At 57.2% G+C, this 24,357-nt stretch carries 24 protein-coding genes; 9 read left to right on the top strand and 15 right to left on the bottom strand.

What is annotated here, in order from left to right; translation table 11 throughout:
* Positions 1-350 precede the first annotated feature (350 nt).
* The 5 genes from G7Y52_RS07850 to rdgC all read right to left on the bottom strand — a co-directional run bounded on the left by G7Y52_RS07850 (position 351) and on the right by rdgC (position 5,240).
* Positions 351-1,946 carry an AAA family ATPase gene (locus tag G7Y52_RS07850; protein ID WP_165069633.1) on the bottom strand — a complete coding sequence of 532 codons (1,596 nt, stop codon included), beginning with the start codon at positions 1,944-1,946 and terminating at the stop codon, positions 351-353.
* Positions 1,947-2,081: 135 nt separating this feature from the next.
* On the bottom strand, positions 2,082-2,918 hold the full coding sequence (locus tag G7Y52_RS07845; protein ID WP_165069630.1) for an ABC transporter permease: 837 nt from the start codon (positions 2,916-2,918) through the stop codon (positions 2,082-2,084).
* Positions 2,918-3,871, bottom strand: a complete 954-nt coding sequence (locus G7Y52_RS07840; RefSeq protein ID WP_165069676.1) for an ABC transporter permease — start codon at positions 3,869-3,871, stop codon at positions 2,918-2,920. The genes G7Y52_RS07845 and G7Y52_RS07840 overlap by 1 nt, the downstream gene beginning before the upstream one ends.
* 92 nt (positions 3,872-3,963) lie before the next feature.
* Positions 3,964-4,491 (bottom strand): hypothetical protein, encoded by a 528-nt coding sequence (locus tag G7Y52_RS07835; protein ID WP_165069625.1) that lies wholly within the window; start codon positions 4,489-4,491, stop codon positions 3,964-3,966.
* 125 nt (positions 4,492-4,616) lie between these two features.
* Positions 4,617-5,240: a recombination-associated protein RdgC gene (gene rdgC, locus G7Y52_RS07830; RefSeq protein WP_165069621.1), complete on the bottom strand. Its 624-nt coding sequence runs from the start codon at positions 5,238-5,240 to the stop codon at positions 4,617-4,619.
* Positions 5,241-5,519: 279 nt separating this feature from the next.
* Between rdgC and G7Y52_RS07825 the strand changes: the two genes are divergently transcribed.
* A complete protein-coding gene (locus G7Y52_RS07825) occupies positions 5,520-6,389 on the top strand; it encodes a pseudouridine synthase (protein WP_165069616.1) in 870 nt (289 codons plus the stop codon).
* A 266-nt stretch (positions 6,390-6,655) separates the two neighbouring features.
* On the opposite strand, the gene G7Y52_RS07820 is transcribed toward G7Y52_RS07825, so the two are convergent.
* Entirely contained in the window at positions 6,656-8,302 is a 1,647-nt protein-coding gene (locus G7Y52_RS07820) for a phosphoglucomutase (RefSeq protein ID WP_165069611.1), read from the bottom strand.
* Positions 8,303-8,544: 242 nt separating this feature from the next.
* Here G7Y52_RS07820 and rpmB point away from each other — a divergent pair, with 242 nt between their 5' ends.
* The 3 genes from rpmB to G7Y52_RS07805 all read left to right on the top strand — a co-directional run bounded on the left by rpmB (position 8,545) and on the right by G7Y52_RS07805 (position 10,304).
* Positions 8,545-8,754: a 50S ribosomal protein L28 gene (gene rpmB / locus G7Y52_RS07815; RefSeq protein ID WP_165069589.1), complete on the top strand. Its 210-nt coding sequence runs from the start codon at positions 8,545-8,547 to the stop codon at positions 8,752-8,754.
* Between the two features lie 219 nt (positions 8,755-8,973).
* Positions 8,974-9,894 carry a rhomboid family intramembrane serine protease gene (locus G7Y52_RS07810; protein ID WP_241159656.1) on the top strand — a complete coding sequence of 307 codons (921 nt, stop codon included), beginning with the start codon at positions 8,974-8,976 and terminating at the stop codon, positions 9,892-9,894.
* Positions 9,895-9,944: 50 nt separating this feature from the next.
* Entirely contained in the window at positions 9,945-10,304 is a 360-nt protein-coding gene (locus tag G7Y52_RS07805; protein ID WP_165069575.1) for a hypothetical protein, read from the top strand.
* A gap of 49 nt (positions 10,305-10,353) precedes the next feature.
* On the opposite strand, the gene G7Y52_RS07800 is transcribed toward G7Y52_RS07805, so the two are convergent.
* Positions 10,354-11,688, bottom strand: a complete 1,335-nt coding sequence (locus G7Y52_RS07800; protein ID WP_165069572.1) for a UDP-glucose/GDP-mannose dehydrogenase family protein — start codon at positions 11,686-11,688, stop codon at positions 10,354-10,356.
* Positions 11,689-11,850: 162 nt separating this feature from the next.
* Between G7Y52_RS07800 and G7Y52_RS07795 the strand changes: the two genes are divergently transcribed.
* The 4 genes from G7Y52_RS07795 (at position 11,851) to G7Y52_RS07780 (ending at position 15,743) form a co-directional block, all read left to right on the top strand.
* Complete coding sequence (locus G7Y52_RS07795) at positions 11,851-12,222, top strand: holo-[acyl-carrier-protein] synthase (RefSeq protein ID WP_165069567.1); 372 nt, start codon at positions 11,851-11,853, stop codon at positions 12,220-12,222.
* Positions 12,219-13,844 carry an NAD(P)H-hydrate dehydratase gene (locus tag G7Y52_RS07790; RefSeq protein ID WP_346773713.1) on the top strand — a complete coding sequence of 542 codons (1,626 nt, stop codon included), beginning with the start codon at positions 12,219-12,221 and terminating at the stop codon, positions 13,842-13,844. Before G7Y52_RS07795 ends, G7Y52_RS07790 begins: the two co-directional genes overlap by 4 nt.
* On the top strand, positions 13,832-14,317 hold the full coding sequence (gene tsaE / locus G7Y52_RS07785; protein WP_165069562.1) for a tRNA (adenosine(37)-N6)-threonylcarbamoyltransferase complex ATPase subunit type 1 TsaE: 486 nt from the start codon (positions 13,832-13,834) through the stop codon (positions 14,315-14,317). Before G7Y52_RS07790 ends, tsaE begins: the two co-directional genes overlap by 13 nt.
* A gap of 202 nt (positions 14,318-14,519) precedes the next feature.
* On the top strand, positions 14,520-15,743 hold the full coding sequence (locus G7Y52_RS07780; protein ID WP_165069544.1) for an aspartate kinase: 1,224 nt from the start codon (positions 14,520-14,522) through the stop codon (positions 15,741-15,743).
* Positions 15,744-16,166: 423 nt separating this feature from the next.
* Here the strand turns inward: G7Y52_RS07780 and G7Y52_RS07775 are convergent, their stop codons facing one another.
* The 8 genes from G7Y52_RS07775 to G7Y52_RS07740 all read right to left on the bottom strand — a co-directional run bounded on the left by G7Y52_RS07775 (position 16,167) and on the right by G7Y52_RS07740 (position 23,487).
* Positions 16,167-16,454, bottom strand: a complete 288-nt coding sequence (locus tag G7Y52_RS07775; protein ID WP_165069540.1) for a thioredoxin family protein — start codon at positions 16,452-16,454, stop codon at positions 16,167-16,169.
* 17 nt (positions 16,455-16,471) lie between these two features.
* On the bottom strand, positions 16,472-17,668 hold the full coding sequence (locus tag G7Y52_RS07770; RefSeq protein WP_241159654.1) for a permease: 1,197 nt from the start codon (positions 17,666-17,668) through the stop codon (positions 16,472-16,474).
* An 8-nt stretch (positions 17,669-17,676) separates the two neighbouring features.
* The gene (locus G7Y52_RS07765) at positions 17,677-18,027 is read right to left on the bottom strand and encodes a helix-turn-helix domain-containing protein (RefSeq protein ID WP_165069537.1); all 351 of its coding nucleotides are present in this window, start codon (positions 18,025-18,027) and stop codon (positions 17,677-17,679) included.
* 94 nt (positions 18,028-18,121) lie between these two features.
* Entirely contained in the window at positions 18,122-19,561 is a 1,440-nt protein-coding gene (locus G7Y52_RS07760) for a DegQ family serine endoprotease (RefSeq protein ID WP_165069534.1), read from the bottom strand.
* A 14-nt stretch (positions 19,562-19,575) separates the two neighbouring features.
* Positions 19,576-21,045, bottom strand: a complete 1,470-nt coding sequence (locus G7Y52_RS07755; RefSeq protein ID WP_165069532.1) for a 30S ribosomal protein S1 — start codon at positions 21,043-21,045, stop codon at positions 19,576-19,578.
* A 396-nt stretch (positions 21,046-21,441) separates the two neighbouring features.
* A complete protein-coding gene (locus G7Y52_RS07750; protein ID WP_165069528.1) occupies positions 21,442-22,515 on the bottom strand; it encodes a hypothetical protein in 1,074 nt (357 codons plus the stop codon).
* A gap of 475 nt (positions 22,516-22,990) precedes the next feature.
* On the bottom strand, positions 22,991-23,203 hold the full coding sequence (locus tag G7Y52_RS07745) for a BrnA antitoxin family protein (protein WP_165069524.1): 213 nt from the start codon (positions 23,201-23,203) through the stop codon (positions 22,991-22,993).
* 2 nt (positions 23,204-23,205) lie between these two features.
* Positions 23,206-23,487: a BrnT family toxin gene (locus G7Y52_RS07740; RefSeq protein WP_165069519.1), complete on the bottom strand. Its 282-nt coding sequence runs from the start codon at positions 23,485-23,487 to the stop codon at positions 23,206-23,208.
* Positions 23,488-23,714: 227 nt separating this feature from the next.
* Between G7Y52_RS07740 and G7Y52_RS07735 the strand changes: the two genes are divergently transcribed.
* A complete protein-coding gene (locus G7Y52_RS07735) occupies positions 23,715-24,350 on the top strand; it encodes an ORF6C domain-containing protein (RefSeq protein WP_165069516.1) in 636 nt (211 codons plus the stop codon).
* The last annotated feature ends 7 nt before the right edge of the window (positions 24,351-24,357 follow it).

Raw genomic sequence — 24,357 nt, 5'->3', positions numbered from 1 at the left:
AGCCCCGAGGCGGATGGCGCGGATGCCGTATCACCCCAAAAATGAGTCCTCTTCATTTCCAAGCGCGTACAAAACCACGGTCATTTTTTCCGTGAGGCGCGTTGCCCTGACGTAAGCAAAATGGATGCCAGAAGCAGCGCCGGCAGGCTCTTGTTTGAAAATGTCTAGAAAATATTCAGATATTTTGCAAGTTTGAAAAGGCAGGGGTGGCACTGAGCCGGAAAACGGAAATTGTGACGCGGCCGTCAAGAGACGGACTCGGCGGCGCTAAAAGCCTGCTCCCCCTTCGCATGGGCAAAAATTGCCTTGAAAATACGGGGAAGAGCGGCGGTGCGGGAGAAAAGGAAAAATCAATCAGCCAAAGAGCGCGCCAGGGCTTCGCCCTGAGCCCCGCCCCCGGCCATGCGGGCAAGTTCGGCGTAGCGCGCGGACCCGTCAAGCGGCGTGCACAGCGTGAAGGTCGCGGCCTCTTTGACGACCTTGCTGATCTGAAAATGCTTCTGCGCCCGCGCGGCCAGTTGCGGCCAATGGGTGATCAGGAGCATCTGGCGCTTTTTGGCCAGAGCATAGAGTTTTTCGGCCAGCTTGTTCAGCGTGAGCCCGCCCACGCCGGCATCCACTTCGTCAAAAATATATGTGGCGCTCTCCGCGCTGGGCTGCACGCTGGTAAGCGCCAGCAGAAAACGCGAAAGCTCGCCGCCCGAGGCAATCCGATCCAGCGGCTGCGGAGGCTGGCCCGGATTGGGAGCCCAGAGAATGCGCACCTTCTCGTCGTTGATGCCCGGCCAGAGCTCATGCGCGACAAAGTCCGGAATAACCCGGACCTGTTCGGAAAACCCCAGGCCGCGCAATTCATTCTCAAGGTTCTGGGCAAAGGCGGCCGCGGATTCACGGCGCAAAGGCCTGATCCGTGCCGTGACTGCCGCGAGTTTTTCCGCCAGGGCGGACTCTTCTTTGGCGAGGCGCGAAAGATCCAGGCCGCAGACATCCAGAAAGGAAAGATTCTCGGTGATTTCCTCGCGCAAGGAGAGTATTTCCGGCAGGCTGCGGCGCAGTTTTCGTTTGAGCTGAGCCAGGGCAAAAAGGCGCGCCTCGATCTTGTCCATGTCCATTTCTTCATCCGGCAGGGGCGGGCGGCGCAGATGGCCGCTCAGATGCGAAAGCTGCTCCCGCAGGGCGGACACGGCTTCGGCGTCAGGGGTGAGCGCCGGGTCGTCGCGGCTCATGGCATGGATGAGTTTTTCAAAACTGCCCAGAAGATCCAGAAGGCCCACATTGTCGCCGCCGTGCAGCAATTCCAGCGCATTTTCATAATTTTCGCGCAGATGCTCCACTGAGCGGGACTTGGCGCGCAATTCTTCAAGTTGTTCTTCCTCTCCTTCTTCAGGTGATACTTTATCTATTTCCTGCTGCTGCATTTCAAGCAGATCCCGCCGCTCCGCGAGACCGGCCTGTTTTTCCTGCAACGCCTCGCGCCTGGCTGCAATTTCATGCAAGCGATCGAGCAGGCCGTCGCGCTCCCGCAAAAGTTCCGGGCAGGGCAGGGCATTTTCCATCAACCGGGCCTGAAAAGCGGGCTGCAAAAGCTGTTGCTGCCCGTGCTGGCTGGTATGCGTGATCAGGCGCGCGCGCAATTCCCTGAGGCTTTCCTGCGAGCGCAATTCGTCGTTGATGTAGAGTCTGCTGCGCCCGGTCTCAGCCAAAAGCTCGCGGCGCAGCACCAGATCCTGCTCCTTGAGGGTGAAAAGCGCTTCCACCTGGGCGCGTTGCGCGCCGGGGCGCACCATATCCGCCGTCAGCCTTTCGCCCAGCAGAAAACCCAAAGCTTTCAGGACGAAACTTTTCCCGGCCCCGGTTTCCCCGGTCAGCACATTCATGCCCGGCGAAAAATCCAGTTCCATGTCTTCAATGAGGGCCAGATTGCGGATGCGTAGATATTCCAGCATATTTTCAACAACTTATCGTAATAAAATCGACGCTGCCAACAATACGCAACACGCGCCGCGGGCCCGGCTTGCGTCTGCCGCGCCCCCGCGCACCGGAAAAAATAGCAAAATCGACGCGTCAAGGCAAAGCCGGGTTTATTGCCTGAGCCTCGGGTCCAGCATATCGCGCAGGCTTTCGCCCAGAAGATTATAGCCGAGCACAGTCACCAAAATGGCCAGGCCCGGATAAAAGGAAAGCCAGGGCGCGGTTTCAATGGCCGCCTTGCCTTCCATGAGCATATTGCCCCAACTGGCCGTGGGCGGCTGCACGCCAAGCCCCAGAAAGCTCAGGCTCGATTCGACCAGAATGGCTCCGGCCACGCCCAGCGTGGCCGTGATCAGCACCGGCGCAAGGGCATTGGGCAGAATATGCCGCAATAAAATACGCCGGGTGGGGCTGCCGGCCAGGCGCGCCGCGGCCACGAATTCCCGCTCGCGCAGGCTCAGCGTGTCGGCGCGCACCAGCCGCGTCACGCCCATCCAGGAGGTCAGGCCGATGACTATCATGATATTGGTAAGATCAGGCTCCAAAAAGGCAATCACCGCAAGAATCAGAAAAAAGGAAGGGAAGCAGAGCATGATGTCCACCACGCGCATGGTGGCCTCATCTACCCAGCGCCTGAAATAACCGCTGATCAATCCCAAACAGGTGCCGATGCTGATGGAGATGCCCACAGCCACAAAGCCCACCCAGAGCGAAACCCGCCCGCCGTAGAGCAGGCGCGAAAGAACATCCCGGCCCAGGCGATCCGTGCCCAGCCAGAAGCGGGAGGAGGGCGGCGCAAAGATTTCGTTCAGATGCTGTTGCGCAGGATCGTACGGCGCCAGCACTGGAGCAAACAGCGCCAGCAGCGACACGCCCAGCACGATGAACAGGCCCAGCGCAAGCATAAGGTGGCGGGTCAGCAGTTTTTTCACGACGCGGGGGAGCATCAGTTTTTCTCCCTGGCGGAGCGGATGCGCGGATCAGCCAGCCCGTAGCAGACATCGGCCAGCACATTGCCCGCCAGCGTCAGCACAGCGCCCAAAACCAGATTGCCCATGATCATGGTATAATCCCGGGCCATGACCGCGGTGTAAAACAATTGCCCAAGGCCGGGCAGGGCGAAAATGGACTCAATAATCACGCTGCCGCCGATAAGACCTGGCACGGAAAGGCCGAGCAGGGTGATGACCGGCAAAAGCGCGTTGGGCAAGGCATGTCGCCAGATAATCGCGCTGGGGGAAAGCCCTTTGGCCCGCGCTGTCAGGATATAGTCCTGGCGCAGCACTTCCAGCATGCAGGCCCGCATATAGCGCGACATGCCCGCCAGACCGCCCACGGTATACACCAGAATGGGCAAAGCCAGATGCCGGGCCAGATCGCAGAATTTGCCCCAGGGGCTCAAGGCGGCATAATCCATGGAGGTCAGGCCCGAAATGGGCAGCCATTGAAGATCAATGCCGAAAAACATCATCAGGAGCAGCGCGAGCCAGAAAGAGGGCATGGCAAAGCCCAGAAAAACCAGCACCGTGACCGTGCGGTCCAACAGGGAGTTCTGCCTGCAGGCCGAGAGGATACCCACCGGGATGGCGATCAGCAGGGTCAGAACCAGGGCCGTCACGTTCATGCCCACCGTAAGCGGCAGGCGCTCCAGAATTTTCGTCAATACCGGTCGGGCGTCGGCGGACATGGAGTTGCCGAAGTCAAAATGCAGCAAGCGCGTGAGCCAGTCCCAATATTGCACATACAAAGGCCGATCCAGGCCATAGAGAGCCTCAAGGCGCTGGCGCGCGGCTTCGCCCGCCAAAGGATTAAGGGTCGTTTCCAGATCGGTGGGCGATCCCGGGGCCAGATGGATGACCCAGAAAGAGATCAGGGTAATGCCCCAAAGCACCAGAAGCATCCAGAGCGTTTTTCCGGCGATGTTCAGGGCAATGCCCGCAAGGCGCGAGCGGCGGCGGGTCAGGAAGGGCAGAGGGCTCATACGGACACATGTCACTCGGTACGGGTCATCCATTGACGCATATCAGCCACTTCCTTTGGCCAGTCCGCGGAAAGGCGCACGTGCAGAAAGCGGGCGTACAACGCGTCCAGCAGACCGGTACACACTTCCATCAGATAAAATTTTTCCAGCAGCAGGGCATCGGGCTCCTCGTCGCTGTCGCTCTTGTCAAGCTTGGGGGTTTTGAGGCTGTTCAGGCTGAAATCCTCGGCCTTGAGGGAGAGCTGAAAGGCCAGTTCATCTTTTTCCAGGCGAATCAAAGCCCGGCTGACCTTTTTGCCTGTGCCGAGCCCGAAGCGCGCTTCGCGCAAGGGCGAAAGCGAGCCGGAAACCGAAGCCGTCTCCCTGGCTTCGCCTTCCCCGCCCTGAACCACAATGCGTTGCTCCATGGAAACGGAAAAGGGCGCGCCCTGGCTGTCTGTAAACGCGCCCGGAGCCGTATCGCTCTGATACCAGAGCCAGGTCAGAAACTCCTGACCCAAAATAGCATCTGTGGACTCGCCGGGATAGGGTATATTCATGAAATGAAGCACTCCTTGCGGTCTGGCGCGCGCTTTTTCAGGGCAATCCGGCTCCCCCCGCGCACCACGGGCAAATCCGGTCCGGTCGCAGCAGAGCGTTTTGCTACTGAAATTAGCTGAACGCTCTAACTCAACGGCGCGAACTGTGTGGCTTCCAGTTGATCCAGACGGATCAGGCTTTCTTCATCCAGCAGGGACGCCGCCAGATTATAGGGAGTCAACAGCTCCAGATGCAGCCCGAAGGTTTTCAAAAATTCTTCCAGGAACATGTCAATCATCTTCCCCTGGGTGGAAGCGAACCAGACTTCATTTTTATCCGTGGCCCACAGCACATTGAATTCGCCCGGCACCGGCAGAAAACGCTGGCGCAGACGCAGAAGAACCTGTTCCTTGAGTTCTTTTTTTCGCTCGCGGGAAATAAATGTCTTGTTTTGCTCGCGCATGCGTTCTTTTTCCTGCCGCAGCGCCAGGGCCAGATGTTTTTTCACCACGCCGGCGGGAATGCGCCGCATATCCAGACGCAGGGAAAAGACAAGATACGCGCCTTTCTGGGGCGGAGCCGAGGCCCAATCCGTATCCAGCATGTCCTCAAAGGACGTCCAGCCCTGGGATTGCATTTCCGGAATCTCGTCTATGTCCCGGAAAGCAAACTGCTTCAGCCTGTCAGGAACTTGCGGCCAGAGTTCCGCGGGTACGGGGTCCAGAATCCGAAAGCGGCTGAAACTGCATGTGCTGTTGGCAAAGCCCATGAAAACTCCTTGGAAATAATGGCGCCTTCACAGAGGTGTTGTACGTCAGAGCCGCGCAATCTGGCAAGCCCCGGTCAAGGGCAAGCGCATGCAGCGCGCGGGCTTTGCGAGCCTCAAAAGAGAGGGCGGCGAGGCGCTCCCCCGCAGTATTCGGGGATCAAATAAATGTCCCATAATGATAATTATGTAAACTTTTATGCGCGTGGGAATCCGCTGCCGTGGCTCTTGACGCGCCCCCGCTCTTTCTTCACCATAGTTCTTCGGTCCAGGGAGGCTGCCATGCCCGAAAAACATACGTCCCAAAAATCATCGCGCCCGTTGCGCCGACACCAGCGCGCCGGTCGGCCCTCAGGCCAGGCCGTCCAGCCTGCAAACCGCGCTTCCCAGGCTCAGCGTCTGGAACCGCCGCCGCAGGACGTTGCGGGAACCCGTTTGAACAAAACCATTGCGCAGGCCGGTTATTGCTCGCGCCGCAAGGCCGATGAACTGATCTTTTCCGGTCGGGTCCTTGTCAATGGTCAGATCGAACAAAACCCCGCCCGTCATGTGCTGCCTGACGACGCTGTGCTTGTGGACGGGCACGCTCTTTCAGCGGCGCAGGAATTTTGCTATCTCATATTGCACAAGCCCGTGCAAACCGTCTGTACGGTACGCGATCCTGAAGGCCGCTCCACGGTCATGGATTATCTGCCCCCTGCCCTGCGGCATCTGCGTCTCTACCCCGTGGGCCGCCTGGACTATTTTTCCGAAGGGCTGCTTTTGCTGACTAATGACGGCGAGCTGGCCCAGCGCCTCACCCACCCGCGCCACCACCAGCCCAAACTGTATGAAGTGCTGGTGCGGGGATCGGTCGATGCCGCGGCGCTTGAGGCCATGCGCCACGGCATGCGCCTGGCCGAAGGCGAAAATCTGCTGCCCGTGGAGGTGGAAAAGAAGGAAACTCAGGGCGGCGACAGCCTGCTGCGGATGGTGCTGCGCCAGGGCGTCAACCGGCAGATCCGGCGGATGTGCCGCGATCTGGGCCTGACCATTCTGCGTCTGCGGCGGGTTGGCCAGGGACCGTTGACTCTGGGGGATCTCAAGCCGGGCACGGCGCGAGAGCTGACGGATACGGAAGTGGCGGCTCTGAAAAAAAGCGTGGCGCTGTGAAGGGTTCGCAGCATCCTTTATCAGGTTTTTTCTCTCCCAGAGCATGTTACCTTTATCATGCTCCAGGGGTTCTCTCTGAATTGAGGAATTTTGTCCTTTCGCAAAAAGCGCAGCCTGACGAAGCTGAGAGGCAAGCGTCAGCCGCAAGGCGGCACAGCCGCCAACGGCTGACGCGCGCGGCGGGCATGGCTGCCGCGCGCGCCTGCGGCTAAAGCAAGAACCAACGCAGAGACAGGCCTCATCAGGGAATACAGCTGACCGGCAGCCTACTCGCCGCCCAGCAGCCGTTCCAGAAAGGCAATGGCGTCCTTTTGCACGGCGCACAAATGCTGCTCGCCCTTGAAGCTCTCCGTATAAACCTTGCAGATGGGCTCCGTGCCCGACGGCCGTACTGCAAACCAGCCGTCCTCGCTGATGACCTTCACGCCGCCGATGGGCGCGTCATTGCCAGGCGCGCGCGTCAGGACCCCGGTTACCGGCGAACCGCCCAGGGTTTTCAGGTCAACGCTTTCCGGGGTTATCCCCTTGAGCCGTGTGCGAATGCGCTCGTCTGCCGGGGCATCCAGACGCTGATAGCCAGGCGCGCCGAGCCGCTCGGTCAACTTTTGGTAAATTTCACTGGGCGAAGCCTGCTCTACGGCCATAATCTCGGCAGCCAGCAGGCACATCAAGGGGCCGTCCTTGTCCGTGCTCCAGGGGCTGCCGTCAAAGCAAAGAAACGAAGCGCCCGCGCTTTCTTCGCAGCCCATGCCGCAGCGCCCGTTCAGCAGATAGGGAACAAACCACTTGAAGCCCACCGGCACTTCCACAACCGGGCGGGCAAGCTCCCTGCCGACTCTGTCCAGCATGGCGCTGGTCACAAGGGTCTTGCCGATGCCGCAATCCGCGGGCCATTGGTCGCGCGACCGGAACAAATGCCAGGCGGCCACGGTCAGATAATGGTTGGGATTCATCAGCTCCTGGCGAGTCACAATGCCGTGACGATCCGAGTCGGGATCGCAGGCAAAGGACAAATCGAAACTTTCACGCATGGTCAAAAGGCGGCTCATGGCGTAGGGGGACGAACAGTCCATGCGGATTTTGCCGTCCTTGTCGCAGGGGACGAAGCGGAATGTGGGGTCAACTTCTTTGTTGACCACAGTGAGATCGAGCTTATACGCCTCGGCAATGGGTTCCCACAAAGAGAGGCTGGCCCCGCCCAGGGGGTCCACGCCGAGTTTAAGCCCGGAGGCCGCAATAGCCGCCAGATTCAGAACCTTGGGCAGGTCTTCCACATAGGCGCGGGTAAAGTCGTATTCTTCCACCAGCGAGGAGCTCAAGGCGGCGCGCAAATGCATGAGCTGCACCCCGTGGTTGCCGCTTTCAAGGTACTCATTGGCTTTTGCCTCAATCCAGCCGGTCACGGCCGTCTCGGCCGGGCCACCGTGGGGGGGATTGTACTTGAACCCGCCGTCGCGGGGCGGATTGTGCGAAGGGGTAATCACGATGCCGTCAGCCAGGCCTTTTTCGCGCTGCGCATTCCAGCGCAAAATGGCATGGGAAATGGCGGGCGTGGCTGTAAATGCCCCGCCCGCGGCAATGCGCACAGTCACATTGTTGGCCGCCAGCACTTCCAGGGCGGAACGAAAGGCGGCTTCGGAAAGCGCATGCGTGTCTCCGCCCAAAAAAAGCGGCCCGTCAATGCTGTTGGCTTTGCGATAATCGCAGACAGCCTGGGTAATGGCGTAAATATGCTCTTCGTTAAAGGTATGCAGCACCGAAGAGCCGCGATGCCCGGACGTGCCGAAGGCCACCCGCTGGGCGGCCACCGCGGGATTGGGAAATTCGGTGTAATACGCGCTGATCAGCGCGGGAATGTGTTCCAGCTTGTCGGGAGCGGGCAAATGCCCTGCGTCAGTGTGAACAACAGCCATGCGCACCTCCAGCGTAGATGCTTCAGTATATGCCGGAACCGGGCGCGGCGCAATCATGAGGCCCTGCTTCTGAAGCGGTTTTCTTTAGCGGCTCCCAGAAAAAAACTTGCTTTTTCACAAGGCATTGGCTATATGAACTTTTCGCGCGGTTACGCCCTTAAGCAAATCGGTATTACATGACGCCGGGCCACGGTTTTGCCGCATTTGGACTAAACTGTTTTTTGCATATACGGAGGACAAGTATGAGCAAGGAATGCGATTTCTGCGGCAAAAAGCCCCAGGTCGGCAATCTCGTGAGCCATTCCAATATCAAGACAAAACGCCGCTTCAACCCTAACCTGCAACGCGTGCGCCATCAGTTCCCGGACGGCAGCGTGCGCACGCTTGTCGTGTGCACCCGTTGCCTGCGTTCCGGCGTGGTGACCAAGCCCGTGGTCCGCAAGCAGGGCTAAAAAATTTATTGCTGCCAGGCAAGCCCCGCCAGCGCGCTGTCGGGGCTTTTTTTGTGCCGCCTGCCCTGGGGTTTTGCCGTTGGGCGCAGCCTTGAGTTCGGCACATCGTTGCGCGACGTGGCGGCAACATGGGGATCAGGCATTTTTGTTCATCAACCGAGGGTACGGATGCGCGGCGTTCAACCGCAAGCTTTTCGGCGTGGGGCTCAACGCTGGGCAATGCGGCGCAGGCCTCGTGCTCTGCCGTCGTTCTGGCGCAACATTACGGGCCCCGGCGGCATCAAAGATTATGCGCAGCGTCGCGACTGGCAATTGGTGCTGAACGCCTGCGGCATCCCCTATGTGCTGAACACGTTCCGCAAGCGTGAGTATATCTATGTGCCTCCCCTCCTGGAGCACTATGCTCTCACAGAGCTGCGCGGCTTTGAAGCCGAGCCGGCACAGGATCGAACGCCGCGGCCTTTGCCCGTGCATGCGCACAGCGTTGTGGCGATCTTTTTTTTACTGCCGCTGATCCTTTGGCACGGCTGGCGCTTCGGGTGGTGGGCTGCGCCGGATTTTTTGCCGCCGCCGAACACCTGGCTTGGCGCGGGCGTACTGGACAACGTGCTTTTGCGCGTTTACGGGCAGGCCTACAGGCTGGTCACGGCATTAACCCTGCACGCGGGTCTGCCCCACCTTTGGGGCAATGTGGCCGCAGGAGCGCTGTTTCTGCCCTTGCTGGCCCGTGTGGCGGGGGTGGGCCGCGCCCTCTTGTTGACAATGCTCGGCGGGATACTGGGCAACGCGCTGGCGGCATTGCTGCGGCCCCGAGCCACGCTGAGCATCGGTTTTTCCACGGCCCTCTTCGCAACGGTGGGAATTCTGGCGGGCTTTATGGCCTGCCAGCAGAAACAGCGGCGCAAAGCCATGCTGCCGGTGGCCGCCGGAGCGGCCCTTCTGGCCATGCTGGGCACGGAAGGGGAAAACACCGACTACGCGGCGCATGTGTGCGGCTTGTTGTGCGGCCTGGCTTTGGGAATCTGCGAGGCCTGGCGGCTGCGGCGCGGCTGGCCCGCGCTGCCGCAGACAGTGGCGGCCCTGCTGGCGCTGGCAGTACCGATTCTGGCCTGGTATTGGGCTTTTGCGGTTCGGGGCTGAGGCAAAAAAACTGCCCCGGCCCCGATATGGAATCCTAGAGCAGATTACCTTTGACTTTTTATAAAAGTCAAAGGTGGCATTCAGGCGAAAAACGCGGTTTTCGCCTGAATGTACGCCGCGTTGCGGCGGCTGCCGCTTTCGCGTCAGCAGAGCATTTTCAAAGTGAAAATGCTCTAGAGCATTTTCTGATTGAAAATATTCATTTTCAATCACTTCTTCGCTGCCATCATTTCGCGTCCAGGCTTCAGCCGTTGCGACGAAGGAAGCTACGGATGAAGACAGCAACTGGTTACTGCGGCAGCCAGCCAACGCAACCGCTGTCGCCATCCGTAAGGCTCGCAGACTCGCCAACGGCTGGCGCAAGCAAGCAAAGCTTGCTAACGGCTACCGCCGGCGCGGGCGCCAGCTAACGCTGTCGCCAGAGCGGTTTAGCTAATTTCATTAGCAAACCGCTCTAAATCAGGCGGCCGGGCGGCCGATGCAGAAGTAGGCAAAGCCCCACTCCGCCATGAATGCAGGAGAATATAAATTGCGCCCGTCAAAGAGCAAGGGGGCCGTGAGCAGTGTTTTCACGCGCTCGAAATCCGGATTGCGGAATTGGTTCCACTCCGTCACCACGAGCAGGGCTTGCGCGCCCTTGCAGACGGCATATTGATCGTCCAGTATTTCCACCAGCGGATTGCCCTGGAAAACCCGCCGGGCATTGGCCCCGGCAACGGGATCAAAAGCGCGGATGCGCATGCCCGCGTCCGTAAGGGCCTTGACGATGCTGATGGAAGCGGCTTCGCGCATGTCGTCGGTATTGGCTTTGAAAGCCAGGCCCCAGAGAGCCAGAGTCTTGCCTTTGACCCCGCCCTGCGGCGCGAAGTATTCTTGAATGCGCTCAGCCATATGCAGTTTCTGGCGGGCATTGACGGCCTCCACCGCAGTGAGCAGCAGAGGGTCGGCCCCCGCCTTTTCCGCAGTGTGGATCAACGCCTTGACATCTTTGGGGAAGCACGATCCCCCATAGCCCACGCCGGGGTAAATGAACTGGTAGCCGATACGCGAATCCGAGCCGATGCCGGCGCGCACGTCGCGCACGTCGGCTCCCACCCGCTCGCAAATGGCGGCAATCTCGTTGATAAAGGAAATCTTGGTGGCCAACATGCAGTTTGCGGCGTATTTGGTCATTTCCGCGCTGCGAACGCCCATGACGATCAGCTTTTCGCGCGTGCGGGCAAAGGGCGCGTAAAGTTCGCGCATGACCGCGGCCGCGCGCTCTGAATCCGTGCCCAGGACCACGCGATCCGGCTTCATGAAATCCGCTATGGCATCGCCCTCTTTGAGAAATTCGGGATTGGAAACCACGTCTACATGCAAATTCAGGCCGCGCGCTGCCAATTCCTTTTCAATCAGCGCGCGCACATTGTCGGCCGTGCCGACCGGCACAGTGGACTTGTCCACTACGATCAGATCCTTTTGCATCTGCCGTCCGATTTCAGAGGCGACCTGCCGCACATAGCTCAAATCGCAGGAGCCGTCAGGCTGGGGGGGAGTGCCCACGCAGATAAAGGCGCAGTCGGCATCGGCAATGCCCTGCTCAAGACTGGTAGTGAAGCGCAGTCGACCGTCGGCGCGGCTGCGCCGCACCATGGGCTCAAGGCCTGGCTCGAAAATATGCACGGAACCGGCATTAAGTTTATCGACCACGGCCGGATTGACGTCCACGCAGGTTACGGTATTGCCCATTTCCGCAAAGCAGGCCGCGCTGACCAGGCCCACATAGCCTGTCCCGATAATGCACAGTTTCATGAATGATGCTCCCCTGCGTTCCCGGCAGTCGGGCGCGCTTGACGTACCGGCCGGGAACGGGTCAGAATAGGTGTAGTGAATGTATCAGCATAAACGAAATTTCAGCGGCGGGCAAGCGTCAGACTACGATCGGGCGCTTGGGTCTTCGGCAGCGGAGCGGCTATGATTGTGGGTTTGGGCATAGATATGACGGAACTGGCGCGCCTTGAGGCCATCTACCGGAAATTCGGCCTCCGGTTCCTGGAAAAAATCCTGACTCCCGCTGAACTGGCGGCTTTGCCCGCGCGTCCTATCGCCTACCTGGCCGGGCGATTTTCGGCCAAAGAGGCGGCGGTCAAGGCATTGGGCACAGGCTTCAGCAACGGGATCGGGCCGCGCCAGATCGAAGTCGGGCACGATGCGCAGGGAGCGCCGCAATTACGCCTGCTGGCTGAGGCCGAAAACCGGGCGCGCCGGTTGGGCGTCAAACATTGCCACCTTTCCATCAGCCACGAGCGTTTCGCGGCTGTGGCCGTGGTGGTTCTGGAGGCATGATGCGCACTGCGGCCGATTTTTTCGACATGCTGCCCGCCCTGCCCCTGCCCGCCGAAATGCGCCGCTGGGATGCGGCTTCCGTGGCCCTGGGCCTGCCGGACGTCATGCTCATGGAAAATGCCGCGCGCTCCGCCTTGGCGGCGCTGCGGGAACATATCCCGGATCTTGCCGGTCACAAGATCTGGCTGTTCATGGGCAGCGGCAACAACGGCGGGGATGCGGCCTGTCTCGCCCGTCACCTGCTGGACGAAGGCGCCCGCCCGCTGGTCTGGCACATCAGGCCGTTGAAAAGCTATGCAGGAGCAACAGCCAGGCACATCCGCATGGCCAGGGCCACAGGCGTTCCCTTTGCTTTTTTGCGCCGCCCGGATCTGCCGGACTGGAAGGCAGCGCCGGAAATTATTGTCGACGGGCTGTTGGGGACCGGCTTCAACGGTGATTTGCGGCCGGATCTGGCGGAACTTGTCCAGCGCCTCAATGCCCTGGACCCGCCCCGCTTTGTGCTGGCACTGGATATTCCCTCAGGGCTCGACGGCGTTACCGGCAGACCTTGCCCCATAGCCGTGCGCGCGACCGCCACAGTCAGCTTTGCGGCGGCCAAGCCCGGGCTGATTCTGCCCTGGGCGCGCGCCTGGGCCGGCACGCTGCATGTCCGCGCCATCGGCATTCCGGCCGTGGTGCGCAAAACTTGTCCTTGCAGCGCGTATTTGCTGGACGGGCGCAGTCTGGCGGCTCTGCCCTCTCCCGCGGCGGAAAGTTATAAAAACCGTTTCGGCCATGTCCTTGTGCTCGGCGGCGCGCCCGGTCTCGGCGGCGCGGCCCATCTGGCGTCCAGAGCAGCCCTGCGCGCCGGAGCGGGGCTGGTCACCGCGGCTGCGCCCGCGGCCTCCGTGACCGAGATCAAAAACGGCTGGCCGGAAATCATGACTCTGGCATTGGGAGAGCCGGATCAGTGTCGCTGGCCTTCGGAAATTCCCGAGACGCTGGGCAATCTGCTGGAACGCTGCGGCGCGTTGGTCGTGGGCCCCGGCATGGGCCGGGGCAAGGAGGCCGCCGCCTTTCTGGCCTCTGTGCTGGCCTTGGACAACCGCCCTCCCGCCGTGTTCGACGCCGACGCACTGATCCTGCTCGCCCGTGAACCGGCGCTACTGCGCAAGATCAACGAGCGCGACATTCTGACGCCGCATCCCGGCGAAGCCGCGGCCCTGCTGCAATGCGCCGCGCCGGTCGTGCAGGCGGACAGGTTCGCGGCTCTGGCCGCGCTCTGCCGCGCCTGCCTGGGCACGGTCGTGCTCAAAGGCGCGGGCACACTGGCAGGGCAAGGGCAAGGCCCGCTGCTGGCAAGCCCCTATGACGTGCCCCAATTGGCAGTGGGCGGATCAGGCGATGTGCTTGCCGGTTGCCTTGGCGGTCTCCTGGCAGCCTGTCAGGCGGGCTGGCAAACCAGCCTGCCCGTAGCCGGCATGGGAGTGGCGTTGCACGCTCTGGCCGGGCGGGCCTGCGCAAGGCGCTATCCAGCGCGGGGCAATACGGCCGGGGAAGTGGCGGATGCCCTGCCCCATGTGCGGGCGCGCCTTGCCCGTGTCACACCGGATCAGGAGATTTTGCCGTGGCCGTCGTGAAACTGGCAGGGCTTGAGGATACGACCCGCCTCGGGCAGTGGCTGGCCCAAAGCCTGCCCGCCTGCCCCGCTCTGCGGGCTCTTTTGCTTCGCGGCCCTCTGGGCAGCGGCAAAACCACCTTGACCCGCGCGCTGGTCGAAGCCTTGCCCGGCGGCTCTTCAGCGGAAGTGGCAAGCCCCTCGTTTACCGTTTGCAACCATTATCCCACCTCGCCGCCTGTGCTGCATTGCGATCTCTACCGCAGCGGCTCCTCCCTGCCGGATGAGCTTGCGGAAGGGCTGGACGATCCCGCTGTTCTGACCATTGTGGAATGGGCCGAATATCTGCCCGAGGCTGAACTGCCGGAAGAATATCTGGACATATCCTTTGAGTCGTGCGAAGAAAGCAGACTGTTGCTTATGCAGGCCCACGGCCACAACGCAACGGCTCTTCTGGGCAGTCTGCGCGCCGTCTGGCCGGAGAGCGAGGCGTAAGATCGGCCTTTCGCGACGACTTCGCACTGCTGTGCCGGGCGGACCGGCCACGCGTTTGCCGTGACAGCCGGGCAAAAGGCGATTTTTACGCTCACGGCCCGCGCTAACATGTTTTGAGTGTTTTGCGGCCGTCTCATGTCTTGATGCGCAGGTTAAGCGGCCTGCCTGCTCGGTGAAGGATCGTGGACACATGGATACAGGCATGAAGATTCTTGTACAAAAGTTCGGCGGCACTTCAGTGGCAACCCTGGAGTGCATGAAAAAAGTGCGTGAAAAAGTCCTGAACGGCTTGCAACGCGGCAACAAGGTGATTGCCGTGCTTTCGGCCAGGGCCGGGGAGACCAACAGGTTGCTGGCGCTTGCGGAAGCCTGGTCGGACACCCCTGACAAGGCGGAGTGCGACATGCTGGTTTCCACCGGCGAGCAGGTCTCCATCAGCCTTTTCACCATGCTGCTCAAAGATGCGGGCATCCGCGCCCGTTCCCTGCTGGGCAGCCAGATTCCAATCACCACGGACGACGATTTCGGTCGGGCGCGTATTCTGGACATTGACAGCAAGGCGCTGCGCCAGTACCTGGAGCACTACGACGTTCTGGTGGTGGCGGGTTTTCAGGGCTGCACGAAAAACGGCCGGGTCACGACCCTGGGCCGCGGCGGTTCCGATACCTCGGCAGTGGCCTTGGCCGCGGCTCTCGGTTCCGTGGAATGCGAAATTTACACGGACGTGGATGGCGTTTATACCACTGACCCCAATATTTGCTCCACGGCCCGCAAGATGGATCGCGTCGCCTATGAGGAAATGCTGGAAATGGCGAGCATGGGGGCCAAGGTTCTGCATATCCGATCTGTGGAATTTGCCAAAAAATACAAGGTCCCTGTGCACGTGCGCTCCACGTTCAGCGACGATCCCGGCACTCTTGTCACTCAGGAGGATTCCAGCATGGAAGCTGTGCTTGTTTCCGGCATTGCCTACGATAAAGATCAAGCCCGCGTAACCCTGCGGGATCTGCCCGATGTGCCGGGAGTTGCGGCGGCGGTGTTCGGCCCGCTTTCGGAAAAAGGCATTCTGGTGGATATGATCGTCCAGAACACCAGCCTTGACGGGCATACCGACATTACCTTCACCATCACGCGCAAGGATCTGCCCCAGACGCTTGAGATCATGACGGAAGTAGCCCGGAAAACAGGGGCCTCGGAAGTGATGCACGACGTCAGCGTAGCCAAAGTTTCCGCCATCGGCGTAGGCATGCGCAATCATTCCGGCGTTGCGGCCCGCGCTTTTGCCGCACTGACCCAGGAAGGCATCAATATTCTGATGATCAGCACTTCTGAAATCAAAATAACCATTTTGATCCAGGAAAAATATGTGGAGCTGGCTGTGCGCATCCTGCACGACACCTTCGGCCTTGACTGGGATATCGGCTAGCCTGCTCAGTGAAACGCTGTGGCCTGTGAATGTTACAGCCCGGTTGCATTGCAGCCGGGCTGTACGTTTTTTGAGCCTCGACGCGAGGTTTTTTCATCAAGAGTATTAACAAGATGAGTATATTAACTAAATAATGTTTCACTATCATCAAGAGTTCCATTCACATGAAACCTGGCAAAAAGAGCCATCGTCAAGTGAACTGGTTTCGACTTGATCGGAAATGAACGAGAGCATTTTGCTTTTGAAATTATTCAATTTCAAAAGCGGCGCTGCCATCATTTCGCGTCCAGAGCGCGGTCTGGACGCTCATTCGGCGCGGGCGTCCGCTCCCGCGGCCGCCAGAGCAATTTCAAAGTGAAATTGCTCTATGACCCGGAATCGCATCCGGGCCATAGTTCATGACAATCTGCTTCTATCAATCCGTCAGCAGTTTTCACCGCAGCAACCACCGCTTGTGCCCTGAACAGCCGAGCCGGAGGCGCTGTCAATCCAGGCCGCAATTTCTGCTTTGCCGGGAACCCTGCCGCTGGATTTCACCACGCCGTCAACAGCTATGGCCGGGGTAGACATGATGCCCGCCGCCATCATTTCTTTAAAGTCGGATACTTTTTGCACTGTGATATTTCCGCCTTTGGTCGCAGCTATTTCTTTCACCAGATTTTCCGTTTCCGTGCAACGGGCGCAGCCAGGGCCGAATATTTTGATTTCCATTGTCTTTCTCCAGTTGATTAAACCATATACGGGCCAAGGATGTTGAACAGCCAGCCCAGTACTGTAAAGATCACCCACAAATAGCCTATGAACGTCGCTTGCAGCTTGATGGTCATAATCTGCCGGAGCATCATAACTTCCGGTATGCTCGCCGCGACTGCGCTCATGCAAAAAGCCAGAGTCGTGCCAATGGGCAGCCCCTTCGTCAAAAGGCTTTCCATAATCGGAATAATGCCGGTGACGTTGGAATACAACGGGATAGCTACCAGTACCGCCGCCGGAACCGACCACCATTCCCCGGCTCCAAGATTATCCGCAAACCAGTTATCCGGCACGAAACCGTGCAGTGCCGCGCCGATGCCCACGCCCATGATCACCCACTTCCAGACCCTCTTGCAAATGGAAGCAGTCTCGCTGTAAGCGAAGGAATGCCGTTGGCGTATGGTCAGTTTCTGTACCTCCCCTGCTTCATTGATAAAATGGTGCGCCGGAGCTTTCTCCAGCGTTTCAAGGATAAACGGCTGCAACCAACGGCCTGCGTTAAGGCCGTCCATGACAAAGCCTCCGAGGATGCCTGCCGCCATACCGACCAGAACATACACCAGCGTGAATTTCCAGCCGAGCAGCCCCCACAGCAATACAACCGCAATTTCATTGATCAGCGGCGAGGTTATAAGAAAGGACATGGTAATGCCGATGGGAATACGCGCCGTAGTGAATCCAAGAAACAGCGGAATACTGGAACAGGAGCAGAACGGCGTGACCGCGCCGAAAGTCGCGCCCAGGAAATAGCCGAGGCCGCGCCGCTTGCCCGCCAGAAAATCCCTGACCCGTTCGACATTGAGCGAGGCGCGAATCCATGCAATGCCGTAGATCAGGGCCACCAGCAGCAGGAGTATTTTCACCGTGTCGTACAGAAAAAACTCCAGGGACAAGCCCCAATGCGAATCCGGGTCAAGGCCGAGCACCTTGAATACCAGCCAGTGCGAAGCCGGCAAAACAGAGGAATAGGCAAGCCACCAGAGCGCGGCCAGACCCGCGACAGCCGCAAAATATTTGCCGTTCCAGCCTTTCGGGTTTTCAATCGGGGCCGTGGGCTGTGAACCGCACGCACAACAACAGCTTGGAGTTTTGGGAGTGGCAGACATGGCAACCTCATACAATAGAGCAATAGATGTTGAGTAGTTGAAATGTTTTCGTAAAAAAATCCTCATACCCGGGCCTAGCGTTTCGGCAGTATGCCGTCCTTTACGGGACTGGCTTGCCTGAAGCGGCGACAGGCTTCCGGATTACCCGAACAGCACTCTTCCGTCAGATACCCCACGATTTGCAGCATCAGCGGGATATTGGCCTTGTAACGCATAAAGCGGCCTTCTCTTTCCACGTCCACCAACCCGCTTTGCACAATGGTTTTCAGATGAAAAGAAAGGTTGGTCGGGGGAATAGCGAGCTGCCTGGCAATATCCCCCTGCACAAGACCTTCAGGAGCATTCTTCACCAACAGCCGGAACAGGTCCAATCGCACATCGGAGGAGAGCGCCTCAAAAATTTTACTCGCCTGCCTGCTTTGCATAGATTAATATTTCAACATTATTTGATGAATGTCAAGCTATGTTGCAACAAAAAAAGGGGGCCGAAGCCCCCTTGCATGCAAAACGGTAAACGGCTTATTTTTGCGGCAAAGGCACGGTACGGAAATACACGTCGCCGCGGCGTTCGATCTGGAGCATGATTGCCCCGCGTTTGACGCCTTCCTCGTTGACGATTTTGGAAAGCTCTTCCACGCTGTTCACGGGCTTCAGATTGGCTTTCAGAATCACGTCGCCGGGGCGCAGATCAGCTTCAGCGGCAGGCTTGTCGGGGGTCACGTCCACGATCAGCAGACCTTCGCCCTTGTTGAGCCGCAGCTCGCGGCGTTCGTCCTTGTTCAAAGGCCGCACCGTCAGGCCGAGAAGCCCTTCATTGCGCTGCTTCTGCCCTTTTCCGGGGCGGTTGTCCGCAAGTTGGGAAGATTTGCGCTCGCCGAGCGTCACTGTAAGATCATAGTTCTTGCCGTCGCGCCAGACAGTCAGCACCGCAGGGCTGCCCGGGGCTTTGTCCGCAATGGCGCGCAGCAGGGCCGAAGCGTCTTCGATGTCTTTCTTGTCCACGGCGATAATCACATCGCCGTCTTTTACGCCGCCTTTGGCGGCAGGCTCGTTTTCCATGACGTTGCCCACCAGCGCGCCCTTGGGTTCAGCAAGCCCCAGGGCTTTGGCGGTATTTTCGTCCACATCCTGAATGCTGACGCCGATCCAGCCGCGGCTGATCTTTTTGCCGCTTTTGATCTGATCAATGATTTTTGCGGCCATATTGCTGGGGATGGCGAAGCCGATGCCCTGGCCGCTGGCGATAATCGCCGTATTGATGCCCACGACCTGCCCGGCCATGTTCAGCAGCGGTCCGCCGCTGTTGCCCGGGTTGATGGAGGCGTCGGTCTGCAGAAAATTGTCAAACGGGCCGGAACGGATATCCCGGTTCATGGCCGACAGAATGCCCGCGGTCACGGTATGATCCAGGCCGAATGGGTTGCCGATGGCCAGCAGCCACTCGCCTACCTTGAGCGCGTCGGAATCGCCGAACACAAGAAACGGCAGAGGTTTTTTCGTTTCCACTTTCAAGAGGGCCAGATCGGTTTCCTCATCCGAACCAATCAGCGTGGCCTTCAAGGTTTCACTTTTGCCGTTGCTTTCATCCAGGGTGACATGAATGACGTCGGCGTCGGCCACCACATGATTATTGGTGACGATATAGCCGTCCGCGGAGACAAGAAAACCCGACCCCAGGGATTTCTGCTTCATCTGCGGCCGTTTGCCGCCACGGCCCTTGCTGCCGCCGAACTGTTCAAAAAATTTTTCAAAGCCGGGAGGCATGTTGCGGAACATCTCCCCGAAGAAGTCTTCGGGGCCGCCCCCTGAGCTTTTCCGCTCGGTGCCGATATTGACGACCGCCGGGCCGCTTTTGGCCGCCAGTTCGGTGAAATCGGGCAGCCCTGCCGCCTGGGCGAGTTGCCCAGCCGCAAGAAAGATCACGGCCAAAGCAGCGGCAAGGTATTTCTGTATTGTCATGGAAACGCTCCTCGTTACTTTTTTTTCATAGCATTTTGCAAGGCCTGTGCCATAATGCCCAAACCCGCGTCGCCGGATGCCGCCCTGGATGAAGCATGCTGCTTCCAGGCTTTGTCGTCGGCCATGGCCGCGGCTTCCGTGCCCTCGGGCGCAAGGCTGATGCGCCGCGCCGCGCTGTCTATATTTTGTACAACCAGGGTGACGGCGTCGCCTTTGTCAAGCTTGCCGTACTGCCCTGCATTCCTGGCGCTTTTCATGACGCCTGCGGGCAAAAGCCCGGTGATGCCCGGCGCCAGGGATACAAACAAGCCATATTGGGTGCGGCTTTCCACAGTGCCGCTGACTGTCGCGCCCACGGCAAAGCGCTGGGCCGCGTCCTGCCAGGGATCGCCTTCGGCGTCGCGCAGGCTCAGGCTGATACGGCGGGCGTCCGCGTTCACGTCCTTGATTTTCACGGAAACTGTTTCGCCCACGTTGAGCACTTCCTCGGGTTTGTTGATCCGCTTGCCCCAGGCCAGTTCGGAAATATGAATCAGGCCTTCAACGCCGGGCAGCAGTTCCACAAAAGCGCCGAACGGGGCCAGGCGCATAACCTTGCCCTGCGCCACGGTTCCGGCCTTGAGCCGCTCCGGCGCTTCCAGCCAGGGATCGCCCTGGGCCTGCTTGCGCGAAAGGGAAATCCGCACCTGCCCCTTGTCGTTCTTGCTGATCGACAGGACCTTGGCTCTGACCACATCCCCGGGCGAAACGACTTCATCCGCCGCGCCCACGCGCGACCAGGAAAGCTCGGAAAGATGGATCATGCCTTCCACTGCCGGAGCCAGTTCCATGAATGCGCCAAAGGGCGCCAGGCGGGAAATGCGGCCCTCCACGGTGTCGTTGACTTTCAGACGTTCAAGAAGGACCTCAAGCTGCTCAAGGCGCTCACGCTCCAGCAGGGCGCGGCGTGAGACCACGACATTGCGGCCCCTGTTCTCCACGCGGATGATCAAAAACTGCAGGGTGCGCCCCACCAGGGAATCCGCATCGCCCAGGGCCGCGCCATCCATCTGGCTGCCCGGGCAAAAAGCCGTTTTGCCGAGGACCTCTACGCTGTAGCCGCCCTTGCACACGGCGGTTACCCGGCCGTCCACCGGCAGCCCGGCGTCCCGGGCCTCTTCCAGAGCGGCTACGCCACTGCCGCTCATGGAGCGGGAAAGGCGGATCTCCTGCGGGGAAACGCCAATGACCCAGGCTTCCACGCTGTCGCCCGGGCCGACGCTTTCCTGGCCTTGGGCATCCAGAATGTCCTTGCGCTCCATGATCCCGTCAACCTTGATGCCCACGTCCACAAAGACGCTTTCGCCGGTGACGGCAATCACAGTGCCGCTGACTTTCTGGCCCGGCTGCAAACGCTCGGACGACGCGCTGTGGGCCGCCAGCAGGGCGGCAAAATCTTCGATAGCGTCTTCCGGCGCTGGGGTCTCTCTTTTTTCCTCGGTCATATTCCCGCTCCTTCAAACTTGGGCTTTGTGCTCCAAGCGAATAATCATATACCGGATGCCCGCAAAAAACAATGAAGGCGCGGCCCCTTTTCCCGGTCCGGATCAGGCACGGCATTTTCAGCGCAGGGCGCGTGCCTCAGGCCAGAGAAAGATGTATAACTTTTATGCAGGTGAATAATTTTCGAGCAGCGCGGGTGACGGCAAAGACGGCGCATGCAAAAGACCCCCGGCAAAGACCGGGGGCCAGTGGATTGTCGAGGCGGAGTTCAGATTAAAATAGTTGACGGAAGCATAATTTGGACTCATGCAAATTTGTTATAACTATATATTATAAAAGCTTATTTTGTAAGTTAGGAATACAAATTTCATTATTTTTAAATACATACTGAGATTAAACTAAATTTGATATTTTATTGTTTTTATATGCCATTTTTTAAAACTAATATTACTACCTCTGTCGGAATATTTTTGATCTTTGTATTGAATATTCAAATTGATCTTATCTGGATTATCACTTCTTACCTTTAATTCAGATAACTGTATTGAATTAGCTGGAATAAAAAAATAATGTAATTCTTTATTAATCCAATCATTTAAAATAAGTTCCCAATCCTGTTCAAGCACAGATATGTTTGGATTTGCCCAATAAACATTATTTGATTTGTTTTTTGATGCTTTTGTAAAATCATTTGGTTTGTGTAAATTAATACCATTTTTCTGGAATAATACACAAATATCGTCTTTTGACAGTTTTGATCCAATATCATTTCCCACAGGAACAAAAGAAGATTTTTGGAAAATTGCAACCGCTTTATCTTTTTTACTGCAATCATTGCCAGAGTTATCCGTAACTATAATTTCTATAGTTTCTATTGCTTTTTTAATTTCTTCGGTAGAATATTTATTAGAAAAATATTTTTCTAATAAATTGAATAGTAAATCATTATTTATCTCTTTTTTAATATTTAATACATTCTGCTTTGTTTGTATTTTACTATTGATAAATTGTTTTATATTTTCCTCAGTAAAATTTGTTTTTGAAAACATCGTAATAAAAAGTTCACCATCTTTGTTATTTTTTATAAAATCTATTTTTATAAAGTCTTGTTCCGCATCATTTTTTGTATAATCAAAGGAATAAACATATATGCAATCGCATATTAAAATTCCAACATTGACTTTTAGTAATTTTAAGTAACTGATTAACTGTTCATTTCCGCAATGTAATTGAGATTTCTTTAATTCAACAATAAATAAGTCACTATTATTGTCTTTTAAAATAATGTCAGGGATAATTCTTTCGGTAGAACCAATTTGTATAGTTCTTTTACTGTCGATATCTCCTTTTAATCTACTATATCCAAAATATTCAGAAAATATAGTTTCCCATATATTTTGCAGCTGTTGTTCAGAACTAAATTTGTTTTGTTCAAAAATATCAACTAGATCGTTCCATTTTTCACTATTCATATCAGTTCCTTCTCTCAGTCAAGGCTACAACTACACTCGCTTTTCGTGCCTGGCGGTTTCTTCTTCACAAGAAAAGGCAGAAAGATCATACCCTTACGCGAGCGTCTCAGGGGACGGCAAAAGCTATGCCGGGCATTGCGCGTTCCAAGGGCTTCAAAGTAAAAAAGCTCCCTGACCTTCGTGGCCTGTTCCTGGGACCGGGCGCCACGAGAAAGCAAAGAACCCCGAAAACCCTGTTCTCAAGGCTTTCGGGGTTATAGAAACCCGCATGGGATTACATTCTGGTAGCAAGGGAGGCTTGAGAACTTTTTCTATATCATAGTAAATTTATTATATAAAATAAATATAAAAAAACTTTGTTACCCCATCAGTTCCCCCTTTTTACTACCCTCCAAGAAATACGCAGCTTTTCCATGCTCCGGCCCTTCCCGCTCAAAAGCCGTTCCTGTTTGGCGGTTGTGAACACCCGGCATCGCTATTCCCCCCAACTTAACACGGGCTTCCGTTGCTTCGCCGCGCAATCGGCGAGGTAAGCATTGATCAATGTCTGATAAGGTATGTTTATCTGCTCCGACAAACCTTTGAAATACTCAACCACTGTCGTGTCAAGTCGGATGGTTACCGTTGTTTTTTGCGGCTTAATATAAGGATTTTTGATACCATTGGAAAAGTCGTATTCATCCCGCATGGCTATTTCCTCCGTTCATACGTTGTCAATTCGGACTTTGATGCCTTCCGTGCCGAAATAATCCTGATTTTTTCATCGTTTTCGCGATAACAGTGACAGACTACCAGCAAACGGAGAACCGAACTCAGACCGAGGAGCAAAAATCTGTCTTCATCCTCCGAATGATCAGGGTCGAAAATTCTCAATGCGTCACAGTCTTGAAAGACAGTCTGTGCTTCCTCAAAGGATACCCCGTGCTTACGTTTGTTTATGGCAGCTTTTTGGGCGTCCCAGACAAATTTCATGCTTTTCTCTCCTTTCGTAAATAAAACATATTTATAATATAAATTTTTATCAAGTATTTTCCCTCGAAAAAAGTTGTTGACATTTCCCGCATTTTGTGGCGTGGTGGCCGCACGGAGCCTGAGAAACTCCCCAAACGACGGTCGCCATTCCGTTTGTCAATGGCTTTTTTCGTGCCCTATGGCGTGATATATTCACGCACATATTGGCCGGGAGTAGGTAAGCAGTAATGCCCCTGCCGTTCGTTTGGCGGTTCTCAGCTCCCGGCCTTTCCTTTTGGGCAATGCAGTGGAGCTACTGGATGAACGGCAGGGCGGAACGTTCCACCCAAAATTCCGATGCCCCACTCACGCCGGACCAGCAATGCACGCTGCAAGCGATGGTCAAGGCGCGGGTGGACTCCATCCCGGTCGATGCGCGGCCCAAAGGGCTGTTCCCCCAGATCTGGAGCCGCTTCAACAACCACTTCCGCATTGCCCGCTACTGCCAGTTGCCACAATCGCGCATGAGCGAGGCCATTGAATATCTCACGAAGATGGAAATCGTGCGGCAGACGTTGGAAAACCCCAAGCCCAAGGCCCTCCCTGCCGGCTATCCACCCCTCGCAGAAGCGGGCGCATCCTGCATGGCGGAAATCCTGAACCTGCGTGGCAGTCTTTTCAAGGCAAGCGTGGACTTGAAGGCCGTCATGCAAATGGGCCTTTCCCACGGGAACGGGCAGAACCTCGGTAAAGTCCAGCGCGCCTTCTCAGAATCGCTCGGGCAATCCGTCGATGCTTTCTTCATGTCCATCAATCACAACATGATCGCCATTGAGCACATGTTCCGCGCCTTCATGGAAGCGGAAAAGCTGATTCACGGCTAAACGAAAA

Source organism: Desulfovibrio sp. ZJ200, assembly GCF_011039095.1.
Lineage (GTDB): Bacteria > Desulfobacterota > Desulfovibrionia > Desulfovibrionales > Desulfovibrionaceae > Desulfovibrio.
Note: the sequence above shows the minus strand (reverse complement) of the source record. Positions and strands in the feature narration are given on the sequence as shown.

What these genes read in the sequence shown, in the direction of transcription:
- G7Y52_RS07850 (WP_165069633.1), bottom strand. Translation starts at nt 1,946, where the DNA reads ATGCTGGAATATCTACGCATCCGCAATCTGGCCCTCATTGAAGACATG.
- G7Y52_RS07845 (WP_165069630.1), bottom strand. Translation starts at nt 2,918, where the DNA reads ATGCTCCCCCGCGTCGTGAAAAAACTGCTGACCCGCCACCTTATGCTT.
- G7Y52_RS07840 (WP_165069676.1), bottom strand. Translation starts at nt 3,871, where the DNA reads ATGCTTCTGGTGCTTTGGGGCATTACCCTGATCTCTTTCTGGGTCATC.
- G7Y52_RS07835 (WP_165069625.1), bottom strand. Translation starts at nt 4,491, where the DNA reads ATGAATATACCCTATCCCGGCGAGTCCACAGATGCTATTTTGGGTCAG.
- rdgC (WP_165069621.1), bottom strand. Translation starts at nt 5,240, where the DNA reads ATGGGCTTTGCCAACAGCACATGCAGTTTCAGCCGCTTTCGGATTCTG.
- G7Y52_RS07825 (WP_165069616.1), top strand. Translation starts at nt 5,520, where the DNA reads ATGCCCGAAAAACATACGTCCCAAAAATCATCGCGCCCGTTGCGCCGA.
- G7Y52_RS07820 (WP_165069611.1), bottom strand. Translation starts at nt 8,302, where the DNA reads ATGGCTGTTGTTCACACTGACGCAGGGCATTTGCCCGCTCCCGACAAG.
- rpmB (WP_165069589.1), top strand. Translation starts at nt 8,545, where the DNA reads ATGAGCAAGGAATGCGATTTCTGCGGCAAAAAGCCCCAGGTCGGCAAT.
- G7Y52_RS07810 (WP_241159656.1), top strand. Translation starts at nt 8,974, where the DNA reads ATGCGGCGCAGGCCTCGTGCTCTGCCGTCGTTCTGGCGCAACATTACG.
- G7Y52_RS07800 (WP_165069572.1), bottom strand. Translation starts at nt 11,688, where the DNA reads ATGAAACTGTGCATTATCGGGACAGGCTATGTGGGCCTGGTCAGCGCG.
- G7Y52_RS07795 (WP_165069567.1), top strand. Translation starts at nt 11,851, where the DNA reads ATGATTGTGGGTTTGGGCATAGATATGACGGAACTGGCGCGCCTTGAG.
- G7Y52_RS07790 (WP_346773713.1), top strand. Translation starts at nt 12,219, where the DNA reads ATGATGCGCACTGCGGCCGATTTTTTCGACATGCTGCCCGCCCTGCCC.
- G7Y52_RS07780 (WP_165069544.1), top strand. Translation starts at nt 14,520, where the DNA reads ATGAAGATTCTTGTACAAAAGTTCGGCGGCACTTCAGTGGCAACCCTG.
- G7Y52_RS07775 (WP_165069540.1), bottom strand. Translation starts at nt 16,454, where the DNA reads ATGGAAATCAAAATATTCGGCCCTGGCTGCGCCCGTTGCACGGAAACG.
- G7Y52_RS07770 (WP_241159654.1), bottom strand. Translation starts at nt 17,668, where the DNA reads ATGAGGATTTTTTTACGAAAACATTTCAACTACTCAACATCTATTGCT.
- G7Y52_RS07765 (WP_165069537.1), bottom strand. Translation starts at nt 18,027, where the DNA reads ATGCAAAGCAGGCAGGCGAGTAAAATTTTTGAGGCGCTCTCCTCCGAT.
- G7Y52_RS07760 (WP_165069534.1), bottom strand. Translation starts at nt 19,561, where the DNA reads ATGACAATACAGAAATACCTTGCCGCTGCTTTGGCCGTGATCTTTCTT.
- G7Y52_RS07755 (WP_165069532.1), bottom strand. Translation starts at nt 21,045, where the DNA reads ATGACCGAGGAAAAAAGAGAGACCCCAGCGCCGGAAGACGCTATCGAA.
- G7Y52_RS07750 (WP_165069528.1), bottom strand. Translation starts at nt 22,515, where the DNA reads ATGAATAGTGAAAAATGGAACGATCTAGTTGATATTTTTGAACAAAAC.
- G7Y52_RS07745 (WP_165069524.1), bottom strand. Translation starts at nt 23,203, where the DNA reads ATGCGGGATGAATACGACTTTTCCAATGGTATCAAAAATCCTTATATT.
- G7Y52_RS07740 (WP_165069519.1), bottom strand. Translation starts at nt 23,487, where the DNA reads ATGAAATTTGTCTGGGACGCCCAAAAAGCTGCCATAAACAAACGTAAG.
- G7Y52_RS07735 (WP_165069516.1), top strand. Translation starts at nt 23,715, where the DNA reads ATGCCCCTGCCGTTCGTTTGGCGGTTCTCAGCTCCCGGCCTTTCCTTT.